18 protein-coding genes are annotated in these 21017 nt (G+C 71.3%); 8 read left to right on the forward strand and 10 right to left on the reverse strand.

Annotation, left to right across the window (positions count from 1 at the left end; genetic code table 11):
• Positions 1 to 21 precede the first annotated feature (21 nt).
• From ACGFWI_RS11765 to ACGFWI_RS11780, 4 genes are all read right to left on the reverse strand, one after another.
• Positions 22 to 777 carry a polyprenol monophosphomannose synthase gene (locus ACGFWI_RS11765; protein ID WP_393905787.1) on the reverse strand — a complete coding sequence of 252 codons (756 nt, stop codon included), beginning with the start codon at positions 775 to 777 and terminating at the stop codon, positions 22 to 24.
• The gene (gene lnt / locus ACGFWI_RS11770; RefSeq protein WP_393905788.1) at positions 774 to 2447 is read right to left on the reverse strand and encodes an apolipoprotein N-acyltransferase; all 1674 of its coding nucleotides are present in this window, start codon (positions 2445 to 2447) and stop codon (positions 774 to 776) included. The genes ACGFWI_RS11765 and lnt overlap by 4 nt, the downstream gene beginning before the upstream one ends.
• A gap of 533 nt (positions 2448 to 2980) precedes the next feature.
• Positions 2981 to 4693, reverse strand: a complete 1713-nt coding sequence (locus tag ACGFWI_RS11775) for an amidohydrolase (RefSeq protein ID WP_393905789.1) — start codon at positions 4691 to 4693, stop codon at positions 2981 to 2983.
• A gap of 56 nt (positions 4694 to 4749) precedes the next feature.
• The gene (locus tag ACGFWI_RS11780; protein WP_026170119.1) at positions 4750 to 5190 is read right to left on the reverse strand and encodes an Lrp/AsnC family transcriptional regulator; all 441 of its coding nucleotides are present in this window, start codon (positions 5188 to 5190) and stop codon (positions 4750 to 4752) included.
• A 209-nt stretch (positions 5191 to 5399) separates the two neighbouring features.
• On the opposite strand from ACGFWI_RS11780, the gene ACGFWI_RS11785 reads away from it, so the two are divergent.
• Positions 5400 to 5825 (forward strand): hypothetical protein, encoded by a 426-nt coding sequence (locus ACGFWI_RS11785; protein ID WP_393905790.1) that lies wholly within the window; start codon positions 5400 to 5402, stop codon positions 5823 to 5825.
• 39 nt (positions 5826 to 5864) lie between these two features.
• On the opposite strand, the gene ACGFWI_RS11790 is transcribed toward ACGFWI_RS11785, so the two are convergent.
• Both ACGFWI_RS11790 and ACGFWI_RS11795 read right to left on the reverse strand, forming a co-directional pair.
• Entirely contained in the window at positions 5865 to 7034 is a 1170-nt protein-coding gene (locus ACGFWI_RS11790) for a phosphotransferase family protein (RefSeq protein WP_393905791.1), read from the reverse strand.
• Positions 7031 to 8203 (reverse strand): hypothetical protein, encoded by a 1173-nt coding sequence (locus ACGFWI_RS11795; RefSeq protein WP_393905792.1) that lies wholly within the window; start codon positions 8201 to 8203, stop codon positions 7031 to 7033. The genes ACGFWI_RS11790 and ACGFWI_RS11795 overlap by 4 nt, the downstream gene beginning before the upstream one ends.
• A gap of 177 nt (positions 8204 to 8380) precedes the next feature.
• Here ACGFWI_RS11795 and ACGFWI_RS11800 point away from each other — a divergent pair, with 177 nt between their 5' ends.
• Positions 8381 to 9538 (forward strand): pyridoxal-phosphate dependent enzyme, encoded by a 1158-nt coding sequence (locus ACGFWI_RS11800; RefSeq protein WP_393905793.1) that lies wholly within the window; start codon positions 8381 to 8383, stop codon positions 9536 to 9538.
• 77 nt (positions 9539 to 9615) lie between these two features.
• Here ACGFWI_RS11800 and ACGFWI_RS11805 read toward each other — a convergent pair whose 3' ends face one another.
• Positions 9616 to 10788, reverse strand: coding sequence for an acyl-CoA dehydrogenase family protein (locus tag ACGFWI_RS11805; RefSeq protein ID WP_393905794.1), 1173 nt, complete (start codon positions 10786 to 10788; stop codon positions 9616 to 9618).
• A gap of 335 nt (positions 10789 to 11123) precedes the next feature.
• Here ACGFWI_RS11805 and ACGFWI_RS11810 point away from each other — a divergent pair, with 335 nt between their 5' ends.
• From ACGFWI_RS11810 to ACGFWI_RS11825, 4 genes are all read left to right on the forward strand, one after another.
• Positions 11124 to 12407 (forward strand): glycoside hydrolase family 18 protein, encoded by a 1284-nt coding sequence (locus ACGFWI_RS11810; protein WP_393905795.1) that lies wholly within the window; start codon positions 11124 to 11126, stop codon positions 12405 to 12407.
• Between the two features lie 247 nt (positions 12408 to 12654).
• Entirely contained in the window at positions 12655 to 13977 is a 1323-nt protein-coding gene (locus ACGFWI_RS11815) for a GAF domain-containing protein (protein ID WP_393905796.1), read from the forward strand.
• 67 nt (positions 13978 to 14044) lie between these two features.
• A complete protein-coding gene (locus tag ACGFWI_RS11820; RefSeq protein WP_393905797.1) occupies positions 14045 to 15568 on the forward strand; it encodes an aldehyde dehydrogenase family protein in 1524 nt (507 codons plus the stop codon).
• A gap of 314 nt (positions 15569 to 15882) precedes the next feature.
• Positions 15883 to 16209, forward strand: coding sequence for a hypothetical protein (locus ACGFWI_RS11825; RefSeq protein WP_393905798.1), 327 nt, complete (start codon positions 15883 to 15885; stop codon positions 16207 to 16209).
• A 64-nt stretch (positions 16210 to 16273) separates the two neighbouring features.
• On the opposite strand, the gene ACGFWI_RS11830 is transcribed toward ACGFWI_RS11825, so the two are convergent.
• Both ACGFWI_RS11830 and ACGFWI_RS11835 read right to left on the reverse strand, forming a co-directional pair.
• Positions 16274 to 16675 carry a nuclear transport factor 2 family protein gene (locus tag ACGFWI_RS11830; protein ID WP_393905799.1) on the reverse strand — a complete coding sequence of 134 codons (402 nt, stop codon included), beginning with the start codon at positions 16673 to 16675 and terminating at the stop codon, positions 16274 to 16276.
• Complete coding sequence (locus tag ACGFWI_RS11835) at positions 16672 to 17670, reverse strand: NADP-dependent oxidoreductase (RefSeq protein ID WP_393905800.1); 999 nt, start codon at positions 17668 to 17670, stop codon at positions 16672 to 16674. The genes ACGFWI_RS11830 and ACGFWI_RS11835 overlap by 4 nt, the downstream gene beginning before the upstream one ends.
• 122 nt (positions 17671 to 17792) lie before the next feature.
• On the opposite strand from ACGFWI_RS11835, the gene ACGFWI_RS11840 reads away from it, so the two are divergent.
• Positions 17793 to 18668, forward strand: a complete 876-nt coding sequence (locus ACGFWI_RS11840) for a LysR family transcriptional regulator (RefSeq protein WP_393905801.1) — start codon at positions 17793 to 17795, stop codon at positions 18666 to 18668.
• 494 nt (positions 18669 to 19162) lie between these two features.
• Here the strand turns inward: ACGFWI_RS11840 and ACGFWI_RS11845 are convergent, their stop codons facing one another.
• A complete protein-coding gene (locus tag ACGFWI_RS11845) occupies positions 19163 to 20074 on the reverse strand; it encodes a LysR substrate-binding domain-containing protein (RefSeq protein ID WP_393905802.1) in 912 nt (303 codons plus the stop codon).
• Between the two features lie 115 nt (positions 20075 to 20189).
• On the opposite strand from ACGFWI_RS11845, the gene ACGFWI_RS11850 reads away from it, so the two are divergent.
• Entirely contained in the window at positions 20190 to 21002 is an 813-nt protein-coding gene (locus ACGFWI_RS11850; RefSeq protein WP_393905803.1) for an inositol monophosphatase family protein, read from the forward strand.
• The last annotated feature ends 15 nt before the right edge of the window (positions 21003 to 21017 follow it).

A 21017-nucleotide genomic window follows, 5' to 3' on the forward strand; every position in this document is an offset into this window, starting at 1 on the left:
CGGCCGGGCGCGGGTCCGGCGTCAGCGGCCGCGGATCTTGTCGACCCGGGAGCCGACACCCCACGCCGTGACCCGCCACAGCGCCTCCACGACGATGTCACGGCTCATCTTGCTGTCGCCCAGTTCCCGTTCGACGAAGGTGATCGGCACCTCGACGACGTGATAGCCGGCCTGCACGGCACGGCGGGCGAGGTCGACCTGGAAGCAGTAGCCCTGGGAGGCCACGTCGTCCAGGCCCAGTCCCTCGAGGGCCGCCGCGCGAAAGGCCCGGTAGCCGCCGGTGATGTCGCGCAGCGGCAGGTCCAGCACCAGCCGGGAGTACGTACTGCCCCCACGGGAAATGAGCTGGCGGTACTTGGGCCAGTTGACGGTGCGGCCACCGGGCACCCAGCGGGAGCCGAGGACGAGATCGGCGCCCTTGAGGGCGGTGAGCAGCCGCGGCAGCTCCTCGGGCTGGTGCGAGCCGTCGGCGTCCATCTCGACCAGCACGTCGTAGCCGTTGTCGATGCCCCAGCGGAAGCCCGCGAGGTAGGCGGCGCCGAGGCCTTCCTTGCCCTTGCGGTGCAGGACATGGACCTGCTCGTCGCCGACGGCCAGTTCGTCGGCGAGCTTGCCGGTGCCGTCAGGGCTGTTGTCGTCCGCGACGAGGACATGCGCCTGGGGGACGGCTGACCGCACCCGCGAGACGATCGGCTTGATGTTCTCCGCCTCGTTGTAGGTCGGAATGATCACCAACGTGGTGCCGAGCGGACCGTACCGCCGCTGCCCGTCTGTCACTGCTGCCCCTTCTCGTCCTTCGTACGCCCGCGCCGGCCGACGACTACCGCGGCGGCGCAGGACAGAAGCCCCACGATAGCGAGCGCCCACTCAGGAGCGGCACCGACGCGGTCGGCGAGCGTCGTTTCGTCGCGCAGCGGAATACGCGCGGAGACCACGCCCTGGGTGAACTCGGGGATCTGGTGGGTGATCTTGCCGTCCGGGGCGACCACCGCGCTGATCCCGCTGGTGGCCGCGGTGACCACGGCACGGCCGTGTTCGACGGCGCGCAGCTTGGACATCGCCAGTTGCTGCTCGGGCTGGCCGGAGCGGCCGTAGGTGGCGTTGTTGGTCTGGATCACCAGGGCGCGGGCGCCCGCGTCGACGGTGTCGTGCACGATCTGGTCGTAGGCGACCTCGAAGCAGATGACGTCGCCGAGCCGGGCGGGGCCGACATGGAGCACGCCGGTGTGGTCACCGGGGTAGAAGTCGCGGGGCACCCGCTGAAAACGCGTGATGATCTTGCTGAGCTGCTCCCGGAACGGCACGTACTCGCCGAACGGCACCGGGTGCTGCTTGGTGTAGGAAGCGCCCGGCCCCTTCTTCGGGTCCCAGACGATGCCCTCGTTGAAGACATAGCCCTTCTTGGAGGGGTGGTCGATCAGGGCGCCGACGAGGACGGGCACGCCGATGGCCTTCACGGCCTCGTCGATCCGGTCGTAGGCCTGCGGGTACTTGTACGGGTCGAGGTCGGAAGAGTTCTCCGGCCAGATGACCAGGTCCGGCTTCTTGGCCCGGCCGGCCTTGACGTCGGCGGCGAGCTTCTCGGTGGCGGTGGCGTGGTTGTCGGTGATCATCATGGGCCGGCCCAGGAAGTCCATGCCGGGCTGCTCGACGTTGCCCTGGACGACAGCGATGTCGACGGTGTCGTCGGCCTTCGTGGGAACGGGTACCAGGACGCCGGCCAGGGTCACCGCGGCGGCGAGCCCGAACGCTTCCAGGGCCGGGACGGCCCGGCGCAGTGAACCGTTGTCGCGCAGCTGCCAGAGGGTGGCCACACACGCGGCGAACAGCGCGCCGGCCAGCGCGACGGCGAAGGTCACCAGCGGGGCGCCGCCGAGCGCGGCGAGCGGGGTGAACGGCGAGCCGGTGTTGGCGAAGGCGAGCCGGCCCCACGGGAAGCCGCCGAACGGCAACCGGTCACGGGCCCACTCCTCGGCGACCCAGAGGCAAGCGGCCCACAGCGGTCCGCCCGGCAGCCGGGAGGTGACGGCGAGCGCCGCGCCGAGCAGCGTCACGAAGAGCGCCTCGGCGACCGAGAGGCCGAACACGGCGTCCCAGCCGACGACATGCAGCCACTTCAGCAGGATCAGGAAGAACGGCAGCCCGAACGCGAAGCCGGTCCAGGCGCCTTGCCGGGCGGTCCGGCCACGGGTGAGCAGCGACAGCGCGGCGACGGCCACCAGGGACAGCGGCCACAGGTCGTACGGCGGGAAGGCGAGTCCGAGCGCGATGCCGCAGACGGCCGCGAGGCCGGTGCGCAGCGCCTCGCGGCGGACCAGGGCGGCGAGGCGCCGGGCCCGTCCCGGGCGCGGGGGTGCGTCAGCGGAACCCGTCTCGGCGCGCGGCACCGGGCCGTCGGGCGAGGTGCCGCTGACGGCTTCTTCGGTGGTGTCGGAACCCGATGGCACGGTCGCGGGCCTTCCTGCAGGTCGTGCGGTGGTGAGCTGACCGTACATCGGGAGGCCGGGATTGCGGATATGGGGTGCACAAAAGGTGAAGGGGGCACCGCGGGAGGGCGCGGGCGGGCCGCGGTGCGGTGCGGATAGGGGCCCGGTGCCCTTCGGGCCGACCTGGGACCCGCTGGCTGCGGGTCGACCGAGAGCCGTTGTCTACTGAGCGTCCGGGCCCCACCCGGGTCGCACCTGCCGACCGGCCGAAACTTTCCGTCGCCCCGTGTCGCTGGTGCTGGACCTGGCTCCCAGTGGTGGTGTGCCCAAGTGGCGCACCGCCCCATGGCCCAGCTGCGTTCGACGACTGCGCGGAGGTCTCCCGGTCGGACGTCCTGTGGTGGACTCGGCCGAACCTACCGGCCGTCGACCGCCTGCTGTCAACAGGTGCTCCGCCTGCGTCGTTTTCGCGTCGTCCCAGGTCAGCCGCGAGCGCCCTCAAGTGGGGCAAGGAGCGGCAAGCGCAGCCCGCGCCGGCACCTGCCCGCGCGATGTCACTCGTTCGGCGGCCCGAAGACCGTTCGCCCGCCGACGACCGTGGTCAGGCACACCGGGAGGTCGTTGCCGGGGGTGAGATCGGGCAGGCCGGGGGTGCCGGAGCGGGGGTCGGTGGACCAGCGCTGCACCCGCTCATCGGGTGCCTGGACGATCAGATCGCCGGTGCGCCAGACCGCGTAGTCGGCAGGGGCGCCGGGCACCAGGACGCCCGCGTCGTCCCGGCCGATGGCGCGCCAGCCGCCGCGGGTGTGGGCGGTGAACGCGGCGCGGGCGGAGATGCCGTGGGCGCGGGTGCGGTGGAAGACGGCGGCGCGCACGGTGCCCCAGGGGTCGAGCGGGGTGACCGGGCTGTCGGACCCGAGCGCGAGCGGGACACCGGCCTTGAGCAGCGCTGCGTACGGGTTGAGGGTGCGGGCCCGGTCGGCGCCCAGGCGGGCGGCGTACATGCCCTCCGCGCCGCCCCACGCCGCGTCGAAGGCGGGCTGGACGGAGGCGGTCAGGGCCAGGTCGGCGAAGCCGGCGATGGTGTGCTCGGTGAGCATTTCGGCGTGCTCGACGCGGTGCCGGGCGGCGCGGACACGGTCCAGGCCGACCCGGTCGGCGGCGGCGCGTACCCCGGCGACGACGCTGGTGAGGGCGGCGTCACCGATGGCGTGGAAGCCCGCCTGGAGCCCGGCCTCGGTGCAGGCGGCGACATGGGCGGCGACGGCCTCGGCGTCGAGCTGGGCCGCGCCGGTGTGGCCGGCGTCCGCGTAGGGGGCGTGCAGATGGGCGGTGTGCGATCCGAGCGAGCCGTCGACGAACAGATCGCCCGCGGCGCCGATGGCCCCGAGTTCACGGACCCGCTCCGCGTCCTTTGCGGATGCGATCACCTCCGCCCAGTAGCCGAGGACACGAGGGCCGTTGCCCTGCCGGGCGAGGGCGAGCAGCCCGGTGAAGTCGTCCTCGCCGGAGATGTCGGGACCCGCGCACTCGTGGATGCTGCCGATGCCGAGCGAGGCGGCGCGGGCGAGCGCGGCCGCCTGGGCCTCGGCCCGCTGGGCGGGGGTGACCGTGGCGTAGGCGGCCTTGCGCGCCGCGTGGTGGGCGGCACCGGTGAGCGGGGCACCGTCGTGGAACCCGTCCCGCTCGCGGATGCCGGGGACCAGATCCAGCAGCGCCGTCGTCACGACCGCGGAGTGCACATCGACACGGGTGAGATAGAGCGGACGGCCACCGGTGGCCTCGTCGAGCTCCGCGCGGGACGGGGGGCGCCCCTCCGGCCAGACGGCGGCGTCCCAGCCGTGTCCGAGCAGAATCCGGTCCGAGGGGCGCGCGTCCGCGAAGGCACGGATCCGGGCGAGCGCGCCGGAAAGCGTGCCGACGCCGACCAGATCGAGGCCGGTGAGGGCGAGGCCGGTCGCGGTGGTGTGCACATGTGCGTCCGTGAACGCCGGCGTGACCAGCGCACCGTCCAGCTGGACGACCTCGTCCACACCCTCGGCGAAGGAGTCGGCCGCGCCCTCCTCGCCGACCCAGGCGATGCGGTCACCTTCCACGACCAGGGCGGTGGCGAAGGGGTCCGCGGGGCTGTGCACCTCACCGCCACGCAGCAGGACCGTACGGGGCCGGGCCGGGCGGGAAAGGTGCTGCCGGGCCGGGCGGGAACGGTGCTGCCGGGCCGGGTCGGGATCGTGCTGCCGGGCCGGGTCGGGAAGGTGCTCGCTCATACCGGACAGTTTGGCCCCTGCCGACGGACGGGCCGCGCGCAGGGGGCGATTGCCGGTCAGATGCGCGGCGGGCGGGCCTCGTAGGGGGTGGAGAGCACGACCGTGGTGCGGGTCGATACGCCCGCGAGGGTGCGGATGCGGGTGAGCAGATGCTCCAGCTCCAGCGGGGTCGCGACCCGGACCTTGAGGATGTAGTTCTCGTCGCCGGCGACGCTGTGGCAGGCCTCCAGCTCGGGGACCTCGGCAAGGCGGTCGGCGATGTCGTCCGGCGCGCTGGGGTCGAAGGGTTTGACCGAGATGAAGGCGGTGAGCGGCAGGCCCACGGCTTCGGGGTCAACGATGGCGGCATAGCCCCGGATGACACCGCGCTGCTCGAGACGGCGCACCCGCTGGTGCACCGCCGAGGTGGACAGGCCGGTGGCCTTGCCCAGGTCGGTGTAGCTCATCCGCCCGTCCTTGACGAGCAGATCCACGATTTGTCGGTCCAACTCCTCCACCCGCTCAACCTACTGCGCGCGGGGGCGTATGCGCACCGCGCGCCGGATCGTGGACACCCCCGCGCCGGTCCATGTGACCAATGCCACACGCGTGACCCGGTGTCGATGGGGTGCCGGCGATTATGCGTGCGGCATGAAGGGAATTGCTGCTGGTGGCCGGGACCGCCCGTCACAGGAAGTCAGCGGTACGACCGGCCCACCCGAGGGGGATGGACATCATGCGACGCCTTAAGCAGGACTCCACTGCTGCGCACATCGGCACCCAGGAGGGCGACAGTCCCGGCAGCTCCGGCGACGACGGTGCGGACGACGCTTTCGACACCTACGAGATCTACCGCGTGACCTGCCCCGACTGCCTGCAGCCGATCGCGCTGCTGGCGGACGAGGACACGCTCCCGGAGCACGCACTGTGCGCCTCGCCCTGGGACCCGTTCGGTCTGACGGTGTGCCACGGCTCCGGGCGGACGGTGTCCGAGGCTCCGGAGACCGCTGACACCCTGGACGCCCAGGAGCAGGACGCGGCCATGCTGCTGACCCTCCCGGAGAGCCTGGACTGGCGCCGCCAGCCGTTCTCGCACCTCGGCGGGCCCGGCACCCGCCCGGTCCGGGTGCCGGGGATGCGCCCGCTCTCCTGAGCGTCCCGGCGCCAGGGCCCGTACGACCGGCGCCCCGCTTCACCAGTAGCGGCCCTCGATCATCGCTTCCAGGGTGTCCCGGTGCAGGATCAGCGCATCGGCGTCGGCCGGGACCGGTACCTCGCCGAAGTGGACCTGTCGGTAGGCCACTCGCAGCATGACGATGGCGTGCCGCAGGGCCGCGTAGAGGGTGTGGAACTCCATATCGCGGGGCCGGTGTCCGGTGAGGTCGGCGTAGCGGCTCTCGATGCGGTCGCGGCACAGGAATCCGGGCAGTCCCCGTTGGCCGCTGCTCTCGGTGAGGTCCTGGAAGAAGCGGTGGAGAAAGACCATCCAGCCCAGGTCGAGTTCGCGGGGGCCGAGGGCGGCCATTTCCCAGTCGAGTACGGCCGCCGGCTCGAAGCCGTCGTAGACGATATTGCCGATCCGGGCGTCGCCCCAGGTCAGAACGGTTTCACCGGGGTCCGAGGGCCAGTGGTCGGCCAGCCGGGCGAAACCGCGCTCGATGAGCCGGGAGCGAGGCCGCCCCTCAACGACCCAGTGGTAGTAGGCCCGTTGGGCTTCCATATGACGCTGCAGCGCACTTCCCGTCCCCGCGGTCGCGAGGAAGTCGGCCGCGCTGGAAGGGACTTGGTCGTGCAGTCTGGCGAGGACCGAGACGCTGGCGGCTTCCAGGTGGTCGCGCTGGGCGTCGGTGGCGTCGTACAGCCAACTCCCCTCGTACGTATAGGGCATGACGTCCGGTGGGACGCGGCCGGCCGCGCGGGCCATGACGAAGAACGGCGCGCCGAGATGCGACGGGTCCTCTTCGAGCCAGAGGGTGCGGGGCACGGGCAGGTCGCTGTGCTCGGCGACCAGGCGCATGGTGCGGTACTGCCGGGCCATGTCGTACCGCGGGAAGACGGTGTACGCGGCGGGGTCGGCGGCGAGGCGCAGTGCGCAGGCCGTTGGCGCCCCTCCCCGCTCGTGGGGGTTTCCCCGGTTCGAGGGGAGTGGGGAGCCTGGGGAAGAAGCCGGGAGCGTGGGGGACGGCGGCCGGGGGTGGTCGATGTCGAAGAGCAGTGTCTCGCTGGACATGCCGTTGGACTCCGGGACGGTCACCGCGACGGCGCGGGCGCCGGGGATCCGGGTGCCGAGCCAGGTGGTGAGCCGGCGGGCGAGCGCTTCGGGGTCACGGGTGGTGGTGCGGGGGCGAGGCGCCGTGGTCACTTTCCGGCCTCCCCCGCGACGGAGTCATAGCCGGTGAAGCCGCTCGGGTCGTGCCGGCCGAAGCTGCCGTGCTCGAAGATCCCGTAGCCGGTCCGGCCGTTGAGGGTGAAGCGGGCGGCGTGGTCGGTGACTCCGTAGGCGGCATGGGGGTGGGCGGCCGGGTCGGAGAGGTCGTAGCTGCGGCGATCGGTCCAGCCGCGCCCCTGCCAGGTGCCGTGCTGCCAGTCGTCGGCGGGTGGGTCCCCCTTGCCCGAACGGAGTTGGGAGCTTCGGGGAGGGTAGCCGGCGCCCACGGCGAGGGGTGAGGAGGTGAGGATCTCGGCGGTGAGTTCGAGGGGCTTACGGGCGGGGCCGGTGAGGTGGATGACGGCCCGTTCGGGGTGGCGGGTGCCGGGGCGGTAGCTGATGTCCGTGTGCGGCCAGCCGAGTTGGGCATCGTGGACGCCGTCGCGGACCATGGTGGCCTCGTTCAGGGTGCGATGGCCGTCGGCGTCCTCCTGGACGATGACCATCACGAAGCGGTCGTCGAAGCGCACCGGGCACCAGATCCAGTGGAAGCCCTCGGGCCGTAGCTCCTCGGCCGCCCGCCCGGCGTCCTCACCGGGGATCGGGCGTACGCCCCAGCTGCGGTCGCGGGTGCCGGTCCACTCCCCCGCCGTGACGGCGAGCTCCTGGCCGGCGACGCGGATGCTGCCGCTGCAGGTGCCCGCCTGGACGAACCGCCGGCCTTCGAGCAGCAACCGGTTGCCGCGGTACTGGGTGTGGTGCGGCTCCCAGGTGGCGGGAAACGCCGCGGTCCAGGTCAGGTCGTACGCCAGGCCGTCCGGGTCGTCGGGGTCCGCGGCGCAGGTCAGCCGCAGGCGGGCGAGCGGCTCCTCGACGGTGATGGTGAGCGGGCCGACGGTGAGGGCGAGGCGGTCGTCGCCGAGTGCGTCGGAGGCCCGTACGGCGTGCAGCCGGTCGCCGAGGCGGAGGGTGGCGTAGGCGTCGATGACGCCGGTGTTGGGATAGACGCCGAGGCCGGCGATCAGCAGGGCGCGGCCGGAGTGGTCCATGACGTGGAAGATGCACCGGTCGTAGGCGTTGCGGTCGCCGGTGGCGACATGCCGCATGGACAGCGGGACCTGGTGGATCGGGTACTCGTCGAGCGCGATCGGGCGGTCGGGCACGGTCTCCTCCTGGGCGCGCGGTCGGCAGGGCGTCGCCCGGGGTACGGTCCCCGCGGCGGGAGTTGACGGTACGTCAGCTCAGGGCGGACGGCCAGACCCACGGAAATCGTAGGGGTCCAAGCACCCCTTCACCTGTTACCTTTCGGAGTCGATGCCGAACCGATCCCTGGAGCCACGGTGACCTCACGACCTCCTCTGCACTGCCTGCGCTGCGCCCGCGCCGCGGAGGGATTCACCGGCTGCCCGACCTGCGCCGCGGAGGGCATCGGCGTCAATACGATGCCGCCGCTCGCGGATCTGGCCGGTGTGGACCTCGCCGCCTATCCGGGCGGGCCATGGGGCCTGCCCGCGGGGCTGCCGGTGCCCGGTCCGCCGGTCACGCTGGGAGAGGGCAACACCCCGTGCATCCGGCTGCGGAGCGGCCCGGACGGGACCCAAGAGAGCCGTGCCGGCGGGGAGTTGTGGCTCAAGTACGAGGGCGCGAACCCGACCGGTTCCCACAAGGACCGGGCGATGGCCGTCGGGGTGGCCGCGGCGGTGGCAGCCGGAGCCGGCACCGTGGTCGCCGCGTCCTCCGGCAATGCGGGGGCGGCGGCCGCGGCGTATGCGGCACGGGCCGGGCTGCGCTGTGTGGTGTTCACGAACGAGGCGGTGCCGGCGGGGCTGCGGGCCCAGATCGATGCGCTGGGCGCCGAGCGGAGGGTGCACCCGGGCACCACCGCCGCCCGGAACGCGGCGATGGCCCGCGCCGTCGAGGAACACCAGTGGTACCCGCTGACCAGCTACTCCTCGCCCTCGCCGGGCGGGAATCCGTATGCCAACGAGGGGTACAAGTCGGTCGCCTACGAGCTGGCGCGGGACTTCGCCGGGCGGCGGCTGGACGCGGTGGTGGTACCCACCAGCCGGGCGGATCTGCTGGCCGGAGTGGGCCGCGGCTTCCGGGAGTTGGCGGACGCGGGACTGATCGCCCAAGAGCCCCGGCTGGTGGCCGCGGAGCCCTCCGCCGCCGCGCCGTTCACGGCCGCGCTGCGCTGCCAGGACCGCGCGGACCAGGAGCGTACGCGGGTGGCGCACGGGCCGACGGTGGCGTTCTCCCTCGGGGAGGAGCGGCCCTGCTGGCAGGGGCTCGACGCGCTGTGGCGCACCGCGGGCACGGCCGTCGCCCTGGACGACGAGGCGATCACGGCGGAGCACCGGAGGCTGGCTGCGGAGGGCCTGGTCCTGGAGCCGTCCTCCGCCGTCGGGTCCGCCGTGGCGCGGGACCTGGCCCGTACGCCGGGCACGCTCGTGGTCGCGATCGGGACGGCGACGGGGCTCAAGGGGCTGGTGGACTGAGGGCGCGGGCCTGACGGGCAAGGAGCGCGTGGGGCGGCGGGGCGGACCGGAGAGGCCCCGGTCCGCCCCGCCCCCGCTCAGCGCGTTTCGGGGCCCGCGAGATGGCGGGCGATGACCATCCGCTGGATCTGGTTGGTGCCCTCGACGATCTGCAGGACCTTGGCCTCGCGCATATAGCGCTCGGCCGGGAAGTCGAGGGTGTAGCCGTAGCCGCCGAGGAGCTGGACGGCGTCGGTGGTCACCCGCATCGCGGCGTCCGTGCAGAACAGCTTGGCCATCGCCGCCTCCTTGGAGAACGGCAGACCGGCGTCGCGCAGCCGGGCGGCGGTGAGGTAGAGGGCGCGGCCGGCCTCGATCTGGGTGGCCATGTCGGCGAGCATGAAGCGCAGGCCCTGGAAGTCGACGATCGGGCGGCCGAACTGCTGTCGTTCGGCGGTGTAGGCGAGCGCCTCGTCCAGCGCCGCCTGGGCGACGCCGATCGCGCAGGCCGCGATGCCCAGGCGCCCGGAGTCAAGGGCGGACAGGGCGATGGCGAAGCCCTGTCCCTCGTCCCCGAGACGGCGGGAGTCGGGGACACGGACGGCGTCGAAGTGCAGCTGGGCGGTCGGGGAGCCCTTCATGCCCATCTTGCGCTCGGGCGCCGCGGCGCTGAGGCCCTCGGCGTCGCCGGGGACCAGGAAGGCGGTGATGCCATGGGCGCCGCTGCCGCCGGTGCGGGCCAGCACGGTGTAGAAGTCGGCCACGCCGCCGTGGGTGGTCCAGGCCTTGGTGCCCTCCAGCCGCCAGGTGTCGCCCTCCCGGGTCGCCCGGGTGGTCAGGGAGGCGGCATCGGAGCCCGAGGAGGGCTCGGAGAGGCAGTACGCACCGACGAGTCCGCCACCGAGCATGTCCGGCAGGTGTTCGGCGCGCTGCTCCTTGGTGCCGTATCCGGCGAGCGCATGACAGGCGAGGGTGTGCACGCTGACGCCGAGGCCGACGGTGAGCCGGGCGGCGGCGAGTTCCTCCAGAACCTGGAGGTAGACCTCGTAGGGCTGGCCGCCGCCACCGAATTCCTCGTCATAGGGCAGCGACAGCAGTCCGGATTCCGACAGCAGGGTGAAGGTCTCGCGCGGGAAGTGGCCGGCGTCCTCCTCCTCGGCGGCCGTTGGCCTGATCTCGCGCTCGGCAAGCTCACGTACGAGGGTCAACAGGTCGCGGGCTTCCTCCGTGGGCAGCCTGCGGTCCACCGGCCGGGGGCCGTACTCGTTCATGGCGGCGCTCTCCTCCTTGTCGGGCGCTGCGGCGACACGCGCGGGGTGGGCGGCGGCGCCGTTTCATCGTGCCAGGCCGATGATCGCGTTCCGGGTTGCGGAAGGCGATGACCTGCGGCGGTGGCGCTAGGAGTATGCCCGATCGGCGGCCTCGCGTCACGGGTTGATCATCACGGGCTGTGGGAATCCGGCCCCGTACCGACCGGTCAGGAAATTGGTCCGAACCATTGACTCACTGGTCTAGTCCTTCTAGCTTCTCCTCCAACGTTCAACGCGTTCATGCCAATTCGGAACGCAGGTCAGGCTCCACCCTCGCCCCCCTCCGAGGAGACGACATGCTCAGACCGCACCGGATGCGATCACCGCGCAGAGTGATCGCCGCCGCCACCGCGCTGTGTACGGCGGCGCTGGCCGGCACCCTGCTCGCCGGACCGGCCTCCGCCGACCCGGCCGGCGCCCCCGCCGCGCAGCACTCGTCCGCGGCCGCCGCAACGCCGGCGAAGCCCGCCGCGGCGGGCAACAAGGTCGTCGGATACTTCACCAACTGGGGTGTCTACGACCGCAATTACCACGTCAAGAACGTCGAGACATCGGGCTCGGCGGCCAAGCTGACCCACATCAACTACGCCTTCGGCAACGTGCAGGGCGGCAAGTGCGCCATCGGTGACTCCTACGCCGACTACGACAAGGCCTACACCGCCGACCAGAGCGTCGACGGCACGGCGGACACCTGGGACAACGGCGCGCTGCGCGGCAACTTCAACCAGCTGCGCAAGCTCAAGAAGCTGCACCCGGGCCTCAAGGTGATCTGGTCGTTCGGCGGCTGGACCTGGTCGGGCGGCTTCGGCGAGGCCGCCAAGAACCCCGACGCCTTCGCCCAGTCCTGCCTCGACCTGGTCGAGGACAAGCGCTGGGCGGATGTCTTCGACGGCATCGACATCGACTGGGAGTACCCCAACGCCTGCGGCCTGACCTGCGACACCAGCGGCAAGGACGCCTTCACCAAGGTGATGAAGGCGCTGCGGTCGAAGTTCGGCCAGAACAATCTGGTGACCGCGGCGATCACCGCGGACGCCTCGGCCGGCGGCAAGATCGACGCAGCCGACTATGCGGGCGCGGCGCAGTACGTCGACTGGTACAACCCGATGACGTACGACTACTTCGGCGCCTGGGACGCCAAGGGCCCGACGGCACCGCACTCCCCGCTCACGTCGTACAGCGGCATCCCGAAGGCCGGCTTCAACAGCACCGACACCATCGGCAAGCTCAAGGGCCTCGGTGTCCCGGCGGGCAAACTGCTGCTGGGTATCGGCTTCTACGGCCGCGGCTGGTCGGGCGTCACCCAGGACGCGCCGGGCGGTACCGCGACCGGCGCGGCGCCGGGCAAGTACGAGGCCGGCATCGACGACTACAAGGTGCTCAAGGACCGCTGCCCGGCCACCGGCAAGGTGGGCGGCACCGCCTACGCGAAGTGCGGCGACCAGTGGTGGAGCTATGACACCCCGGAGACCATCGGGACGAAGATGGCCTTCAAGGACGCGCAGGGCCTGGGCGGCACGTTCTTCTGGGAGCTGAGCGGTGACACCACCAACGGTGAGCTGATCAAGGCGATCAGGTAGACCTGGCCGGCGCGGAGCCGGGACGGGCGGGAGGCGGTGGGCCTCCCGCCCGTTCGTCGTGCGGGGGTGAGCCCTCCGGCGGCGTCGCCCGGCAGCGCCAGGACAGCCCTCTCCGTTTGCGGCTGCGCGCAGGGTGACCACCGTGACGCCCGTGGGTGACCGGGCGTGCCCGTGGGGTTTACGACCCCGCCCGGTACGAGCACCATCGGCCGTACGGGGAGCAGGAGCCGCATCGGAGAGGTGACACGTGGTCAACCCTTGGCTGGCGATGGAGACCGGAACCGATCCGGTGGAGCGCATCCGCACGGTGCGCCGGGCCCATGCGGCCTTCCTGACCGACGGGACGGTTGCGCCACCGGTCCGCCGGGTGGTCGCCGACTCCTGGCGCCGCTCCGCCGACGCCCACGCCGCGGCGGACGGCGCCGCCCCCATCGATCTGGACGAGGCCACGCTGGGCGCCTACCGGAACGGGCATCCACTGGCCCGCGCGATGCCCGTCTTCCGGGAGCTGCTGGGCAGCTTCGCGCAGGACGGCGCGCATCTGCTGGCCGTCTGCGATCCCCAGGGGCGGCTGCTGTGGGTCGAGGGGCACCGCGGGGTGCGGCGCAGTGCCGAGCGGATGAACTTCGTGGTCGGCGCCCGCTGGGACGAGCGGCACGCCGGTACCAATGCCCCGGGCACCGCGCTCGCCGCCGATCACGCCGTACAGATCTTCGCCGCCGAGCACTACAACCGGCAGGTGCAGCGCTGGACCTGCGCCGCCGCCCCGCTGCACGATCCACGGACCGGACGGCTGCTGGGCGCGGTCGACATCACCGGCGGCGACCATCTGGCGAGCCCGCACAGCCTGGCTCTCGTACAGGCCACCGCACGCGCCGCGGAGGCCCATCTTGCCGCGGACGTACCGGAGTTGGGCGTCTGCCTCGCGGCGCTCGGCCGGGACGAGGCGCTGCTGGTGGTGGACGGGGAGCGGCTGCGGCTCGGCCGCCGGCACAGCGAGATCATGCTGCTGCTGGCCCGGCACCCCGATGGGCTGACGGGCGAACAGCTCTCGGTGCTGCTGTACGGCGAGCGCGAGATGCGCCCGGTGACGTTGCGGGCCGAGCTGTCCCGGCTGCGTCACCTCGTGGGCACCCTGCTGCATTCGCGTCCGTACCGGCTGAGCCGGCCCGTCGAGACCGATCTGTGCGCGGTCGAGGAGGCGTTGGGGGCCGGCGAGCTGCGGGCCGCCGTGGGCGCCTACCGCGGCCCACTGCTGCCGCTGTCGGAGGCGCCCGGCGTGCATCGGCTGCGCGGCGCGCTGGAGGACCGGCTACGGCGTGCGCTGCTCGGCGCACGCGATCCCGGCCTGCTGCGCGAGTGGTCGCACACCCCCTGGGGCGAGGACGACCTGGAGATCTGGGAAGCCCTGGTGGACGCCCTCCCGGAGCGCTCCCCGGCCCGCAGCGCGCCGATGGCCACCGCGGACCGGCTGCGCGCAGCGTACGGCCTGACCGGCGCTTCCCCCCGTGCCGTGCACGCGCCGGCCGCCGCGCATGTCGCAACGTTCACGCAACCTCCGCCGCCCTAACCTGCGCACAACGCCCGTCACACGGGAGTGGCGGGCACCGCGCCGAGAGCGATTGGGAGGCCGCACCATGGCCCGTTACGCCAGCCCGGGTTCCGCCGATGCCGTCATGAGCTATCTGCCCCGCTACGACCACTGGATCGGCGGGGAGTTCGTGGCGCCCGCACTGGGCCGGTACTTCGAGAACCCGACCCCGGTCAACGGGCAGCCGTTCACCGAGGTCGCGCGGGGCACCGCCGAGGACGTCGAGCGGGCCCTGGACGCGGCGCACGCGGCCGCGCCCGGCTGGGCCCGTACGACCGCCGCCGAACGCGCCGCCGTCCTCAACAAGATCGCCGACCGGATGGAACAGAACCTGGAGGCGCTGGCGGTCGCGGAGAGCTGGGAGAACGGCAAGCCCGTAAGGGAGACCCTGGCGGCGGACATCCCGCTCGCCATCGACCACTTCCGCTACTTCGCGGGCGCCATCCGCGCCCAGGAGGGCTCCCTGTCGGAGATCGACGAGGACACCGTCGCGTACCACTTCCACGAGCCGCTCGGGGTGGTCGCCCAGATCATCCCCTGGAACTTCCCCATCCTGATGGCGACCTGGAAGCTCGCCCCGGCGCTGGCCGCGGGCAACGCCGTGGTCCTCAAGCCGGCCGAACAGACCCCCGCTTCGGTGCACTTCTGGATGGGCCTGGTCGCGGATCTGCTGCCGCCCGGCGTGGTCAACATCGTCAACGGGTTCGGCGCCGAGGCCGGCAAGCCGCTCGCGTCCAGCCCCCGGGTCGCCAAGGTCGCCTTCACCGGTGAGACCACCACCGGCCGTCTGATCATGCAGTACGCGTCCGAGCATCTGCGGCCGGTGACGCTCGAACTGGGCGGCAAGAGCCCCAACATCTTCTTCGACGACGTCTCGTCCGCGGCGGACGACTTCCACGACAAGGCGCTGGAAGGCTTCACCATGTTCGCCCTCAACCAGGGCGAGGTGTGCACCTGTCCGTCCCGGGCACTGCTCCAGCGCGGCCACTACCAGGACTTCCTTCAGGCCGGAGTGGCACGTACGGAGAAGATCGTCCAAGGGCACCCCCTGGACACCGACACCATGATCGGTGCGCAGGCCTCCAACGACCAGCTGGAGAAGATCCTCTCCTATCTGGACATCGGCCAGAAGGAGGGCGCCCGCGTCCTGACCGGCGGCTCCCGGGCCGAGCTCGGCGGCGAGCTGGAGGGCGGCTACTACGTCCGGCCGACGATCTTCGAGGGCAACAACGAGATGCGGGTCTTCCAGGAGGAGATCTTCGGCCCCGTGCTGGCCGTGGCACCGTTCTCCGACTTCGAGGACGCCATCGATATCGCCAACGACACGCTCTACGGTCTGGGCGCGGGCGTCTGGACCAGGGACGGCTCCACCGCCTACCGCGCGGGCCGTGGCATCCAGGCCGGTCGGGTGTGGACCAACTGCTACCACGCCTATCCCGCGCATGCGGCGTTCGGCGGCTACAAGCAGTCCGGGATCGGCAGGGAGAACCACAAGATGATGCTGGATCACTACCAGCAGACGAAGAACCTGCTGGTGTCGTACTCGGCGAAGAAGCTCGGCTTCTTCTAGACGCAGAAAAAGGGCGCCTGGCCAGGGCAGATGCCCGGCAGGCGCTCTGTCAGGATGCGGCTGGTGACCTGAGTTGGAGATTCGTCGCTGGTTCGGTATGAGTCGTCCGGGTCCGAAGATTCCGCCGTTGTCGGTGACCGATGCCCAACGGGCTGTACTGGAAGGCTGGGTGCGTCGTCGTAAGACGGCCCAAGCTGGAATCTCCGACTCAAGTCACTAGGACCTGCCGTTTGGCCAGGGCGTGTCGTTCGGATCAGGCCGGATCAGGCGGAAACCCGGTATGCCGGAGCGGCGCAGTCGGCCAAGCTGGGGAGATGCCTCGAAGAATCATGTTCGTGCAGCTCAAAACCGGCCACGGCACCGACCGCGGACCCTCGTGGATCGGGTGGGTGGACTTCTCCAGCACCTGGAAGACGGCCTACTTCCAGGGGCGGACCCTGCGCCGCGGCACGGGCCTCGGCTTGTCCGACGCGAACTTCTACGACGTCGACACCGATGAGGACTTCTGGATCTCCGGGCCGAAACGCGACCGGAGCGACACCCGCTACGGACCGGAAGGGCCGACCGTGGAGGAAGACGCCGCGGACGCCTACCGGACGTTCCTCCAGGGGGCGCCGCTGCCGGGCCGGGAGAACGGCTAGGGTCTGTCGTTCGGATCAGGCCGGGCTCGCGGGTCTGATCCAAACCACAGACCCTGGCCCCGCCCTAAAAGGCGTTGTCCAGCGTCAGGGTGAGCTCGGCGATCCGCCACCCACCGTCGGACCGGCGCAGGCCGAACGTGTAGATCCCGGTCGAGATCATCTGAATGCTCTCGCCGGTGTTCCTCGTCTGCACCAGATAGGCCCGCACCTCAGCGGTGGCGGCGTCCGTCGTCGTGACCACGACATTGCCCAGGTGGTGCAGCACCCTTCCGGTCCGGGCCGGGTGCCCGTCACGGATGAAGTCGAGCACCGCCGCGCGTCCGGCGACCGGGCCGAACACTCCCTGTCCGGGCATCGTAAAGGTCCAGGTGGTGTCTTCGGTCAGGACCGCTTCCAGCTCGGGCACATTCAGCTCGTCCAGGGCGTGGGCGTAGTTCGCCACCGCCTGCTGGAGTTCAGCGATCACGAGACCACCGTCAGCACGATCTTGCCTTGGAGGTGGCCCTGCGCGGCTCGCGTGTGTGCGCTGCCCGCCTCGGGCAGCGGGTAGGTGCTGTCCACCCCGACCTGGAGCTTGCCCTCGTCGAACAGGCGCCCGATCTCGGCGAGCTGGGGGCCGTTGGAACGCACCTGAATGTTCGAGACTGTGATGCCCAGACTCGCCGTCTCTTCCGGGTCGTACTGGGCGAAGAACACCGGAAGCATGGTGCCGCCGCGCTTGAGCACGGTCAGGAAGCGTGAGCTGTCCGGGCCACCGACGGTGTCGATCACCAGGTCGACACCGCTGACCACGTCCGCGGCCTGCGTCCTGGTGTAGTCGATGAACTCATCGGCGCCGAGCTTGCGCAGGAACTGCTCGTGCCGGCCCGAGGCCACCGCGATGACGTGTGCCCCCTTCCATTTCGCCAGCTGCACCGCGAAGTGGCCCACTCCACCGGCGGCCCCGTTGACCAGCACGGTCATCCCTGGCGTGATCGGCACCGGCTGGTGCACCTGGCCGGTGAAAGGAGACGGCACGTCGTGGCCGAGATCAACCAGGTACTGCCAGGCCGTAAGCACGGCCATGGGCGCCCCAGCCGCCTGCACGTGGTCGATACCGGCCGGCTTGTGAGCCAGGTCCGAAGCCCGCGCGGCCACGTACTCGGCGTACGTCCGGCCGTCGAATCCGGGGAACCGCAGCATGCCGAAGACCTCGTCACCGACGGCGAACCCCAGCACGTCCGGAGCGACCGCCTGGACCACGCCCGACATGTCCGTTCCAGGGATCAGAGGGAACTCCAGCGCCGGCCTCATCTCGGCCGGCACGACCTTCATCCCCTCACGCAGGTACCAGTCCGGCGGGTTGATGCCCGCCGCGTGCACCCGGACGAGCACCTCGCCCGGGCCGATCTCGGGAACCGGCACCTCGTCATGCTGCAGAACTTCCGGGCCGCCCGCTTCGTGGAACTGGATCGCCTTCATCGCGCCCGTCGCTTTCTTGGGGAAACGTTGCTCCTTCAGTCAAGGCCCAGGACGGCATGGCCGTCCAAGACCGGTTCGGCAACCTGGTCATTCCGAAACGGCATGACGCGTACGCTGGAAGGGTGAACGATCTCGGACAGGACCTGGAACTGCGGCTGGTGCGCTACTTCACCGTGGTGGCGGCGCACCAGCACTTCGGCCGGGCCGCCGCCGACTTGCACGTGGCCCAGCCGGCGCTGAGCCGCCAGATCCAGCGGCTCGAGAAGTATCTCGGCGCACGACTGCTGGACCGCGTACCCCAGGGCACCCGGCTCACTCCGGCCGGCCAGAGGTTCCTCCCCCGGGCCCAAGCCCTGCTGCAGGCCGCCCGCCAGGCCGAGCTGGCCGTGCGTGAACAAGCCGGGACCGAACGAATCGCCATCGGCTACGTCGAAGACCTGGTGATCACTGCCGCCGTACGGGAACTGCGCCGCCGTTACCCGGACGCCGAGATCGCCACCCGGTACCTGAGCTGCCGCGACCTCGGGGCGTTGTCCGACAAGCGCGTCGACGCCCTGGTCGCGCGGGCCCCGCTGCCGCTCGCCGCCGACGACGTGTTCACCACCCCGCTGTACGAGGAGCCCCGGATGCTCGTGGTCCCGCGTGGCCATCGCTTGGCCGACCGCGCGTCGGTGACCGCGGAAGAGCTGGCCGGCGAGGAGGCGGCGCCGTGCGCGTTCGAGACCGCGGACTGGGCTTCCTACCGGATCCTCGGGGCCGGCGTGCCGCCGATCGAGAGCTACGAGGACAAGCTCGAACTCGTCGCGAGTGGCAGGGCGATCGCCGTGCTACCGGTCGGCGATCGGCGTAGCTCACTGCGTCCCCACCTCGTCACCGTCCCGATCGAGGGCGCTCCCCCCAGCCAGGTCGTCCTGGTCAGCCGCAAGGGCGACCCGAATCCGATGATCAGGAATCTCCGGCTGGCGGCCAAGGCCGTCCTGACCGCCCCGGCAGCCTGACCGGGACCGGCCGACCCGCTTGGCGCTGAACTGCACCAAGCGGTGACGCGCGCCTTGTTCGTCGCGCATCTGCCGGTACCGCTCGGGGTAAGGCTGTGCCGGCTCAGCGTCCGACCCTATGGAACGGCGATCAGCACCTTGGTGAAGCGGCCTGTGTGGTAAGTGCCGGCGACCGCGCCGGAGTGCGAGCGGCACGGCGAGCCGGGCTATGCCTGGCAGCGCGGGCAGGGATGGCGCTCGGCGTCGTCCGCGTCGGGCAGGAGTGCGGTCTGAGGGGCCGTCATGACCCGGATGTCGTCACAAACCATTCCCAGAACATGCCCGGTTCCACTTTGAGTGAGAACGAGTTGTGACAGTGAAACGGTGATCCGGACCGCTTCCACGGGTCGCCCTTGATCTTGCTCCGGGAAAGGGTCGTTTATGACGGCTGCGGGAAGGTTGCGGGGCCGCGTCGCTGACGACTCTGCCCTCGGCTGGGTTGGTTACCGTGACGATCAGGTGTTTGGTCGTGCAAACAGTGCCTGGACGGTTTCGGTGGCCAGCTCGCGCAGCCAGATGTGGGCGCGGTCGTCGTCGTAGCGCTGGTGCCACAGCAGGTACAACGGGACATCGGGCAACGGCAGTGGCAGCGCCAGTGTGGTCAGGCCGAGTTGGTACCGGGCCGCGCGGGTGACCGCGTCGGGAAGGGTCACCACCAGGTCGCTGCCGAGGGCGAGTTGCAGCGCGAAGGCGGCCGTGGGCCCGGCGGCGACGACGCGCCGATCGAGGCCGCGCTTGGTCAGGGCTTCGTCGATCGGGTCGCGCAGGCTTCCGCGCCGCGAAACGGTGAGGTGTTCGGCGGCCGCGTAGCGCTCGAGGCTCATCGGGGTTTCGGTGAGCGGGTGGCCTGGGCGGACGGCGACGACCAGCCGGTCCCTACCGACGAGACGGTGGCGGATGTCAGGGAGTGTCGGCCGGCTGGAGCTGGATTCGAGGTCGATCTCACCCCGGCGCAGTTCGGGGCCGTCCGTGCCGGGTTCTGCGGACAGGCGCAGCCGGACGCCGGGGGCCTGGTGGTGGACGGCCGTAGTCAGGGCGGTGCCGCAGGCGGCGGTCAGGGCGTCGTGCCAGCGCACGGTGAACACCCGGTCCAGAGCTGCCAGGTCGAGTTCTTGCTCCGCGGACAGAAGGTGGTGTGCCTGCTGCACGAGGGCGTGGACCTCGGCGCGCATGGCCAGCGCGCGGATGGTGGGGACCATGCTGCGGCCGGTGCGGACCAGGATCTGGTCACCGGTGGCCTTACGGATGCGGCCCAGGGAGCGGCTCATCGCCGGTGAGGTGACGTGGAGGCGGGCTGCGGCGCCGGCGACACTGCCCTCTTCCAGCAGAGCGTCCAGGGCCGTGAGCAGATTCAAATCCAGTTGCATGGCAGTAACTCTACGAGTGAAAAGCATGCACTTGTTGTTAATCGATGGGCGGCCTACCTTCCAAGTGCGGGGGCGAGACAGACCGCCCGCATCGACAGAACTCAGGGAGCCCACCATGACTACACCCATGCCTTTCGACGCCGGTACGACGCTCATGTCCGAGGTGACCGCCGCGGTGAAGGCCGCCGGCGTCACGCTGCGCGACCGCTACACCCCGCAAGCCCGAGGCGTGAGTCTTGACGAGGTCGTCGATGAGATCCACGCCAACGACGACGCGGTGCTGGACGTGCTGCGCGAACCGCTGCTGCGGGCCCGGCAGGGATCGCAGTGGGCCGAGGACGAGCTGGCCGGCGGCGCGCTCCCGCCCGGGGAGTGGTGGGTCGTCGACCCCGCCGAGGGCAACATCAACCACGTCCACGGCATGGATGACTGGGCCGTCACCGCCACCCTGGTCCGCAACAACCGGCCGGTGCTCACCGTTGTCCACCTGCCGCTGACCGGCGACACCTACACCGCCGTCGCCGGCGGCGGTGCCCGCCTCAACGGCCAGCCCCTGACGGTGTCCGCCAAGACCGATCTGGGCGCCGCGCTCATCGGCACCGGTCAGGCCAAGCCCGGCGAGGACGAGCGAACCTTCCGGCGGATCGGTGACTCCGTCACCGCCATGCTCATCAACGGCCTGGTCGTGCGCGTGTCCGTTCCCGCCACCATGCAGCTCATCCACGTCGCCGCCGGACGCATGGACGCGTTCTGGCAGTTCTCCGACGTCCGCTCCGGCCTGGTCGCCGGCGCCCTGCTGGTCTCCGAAGCCGGAGGAACCGTCACCGACCTGGCGGGCGAAGCCTGGAACACGGGCAGCCGCGACTTCCTGGCCGCCGCCCCCGGCCTCCATGCCGCCGCCCTCAAGGTCCTGTCGCCGATCGCCTGACCGCACACCCCGCAC

Origin of the sequence: Streptomyces sp. NPDC048434 (assembly GCF_043200375.1) — a bacterium.
Lineage (GTDB): Bacteria > Actinomycetota > Actinomycetes > Streptomycetales > Streptomycetaceae > Streptomyces.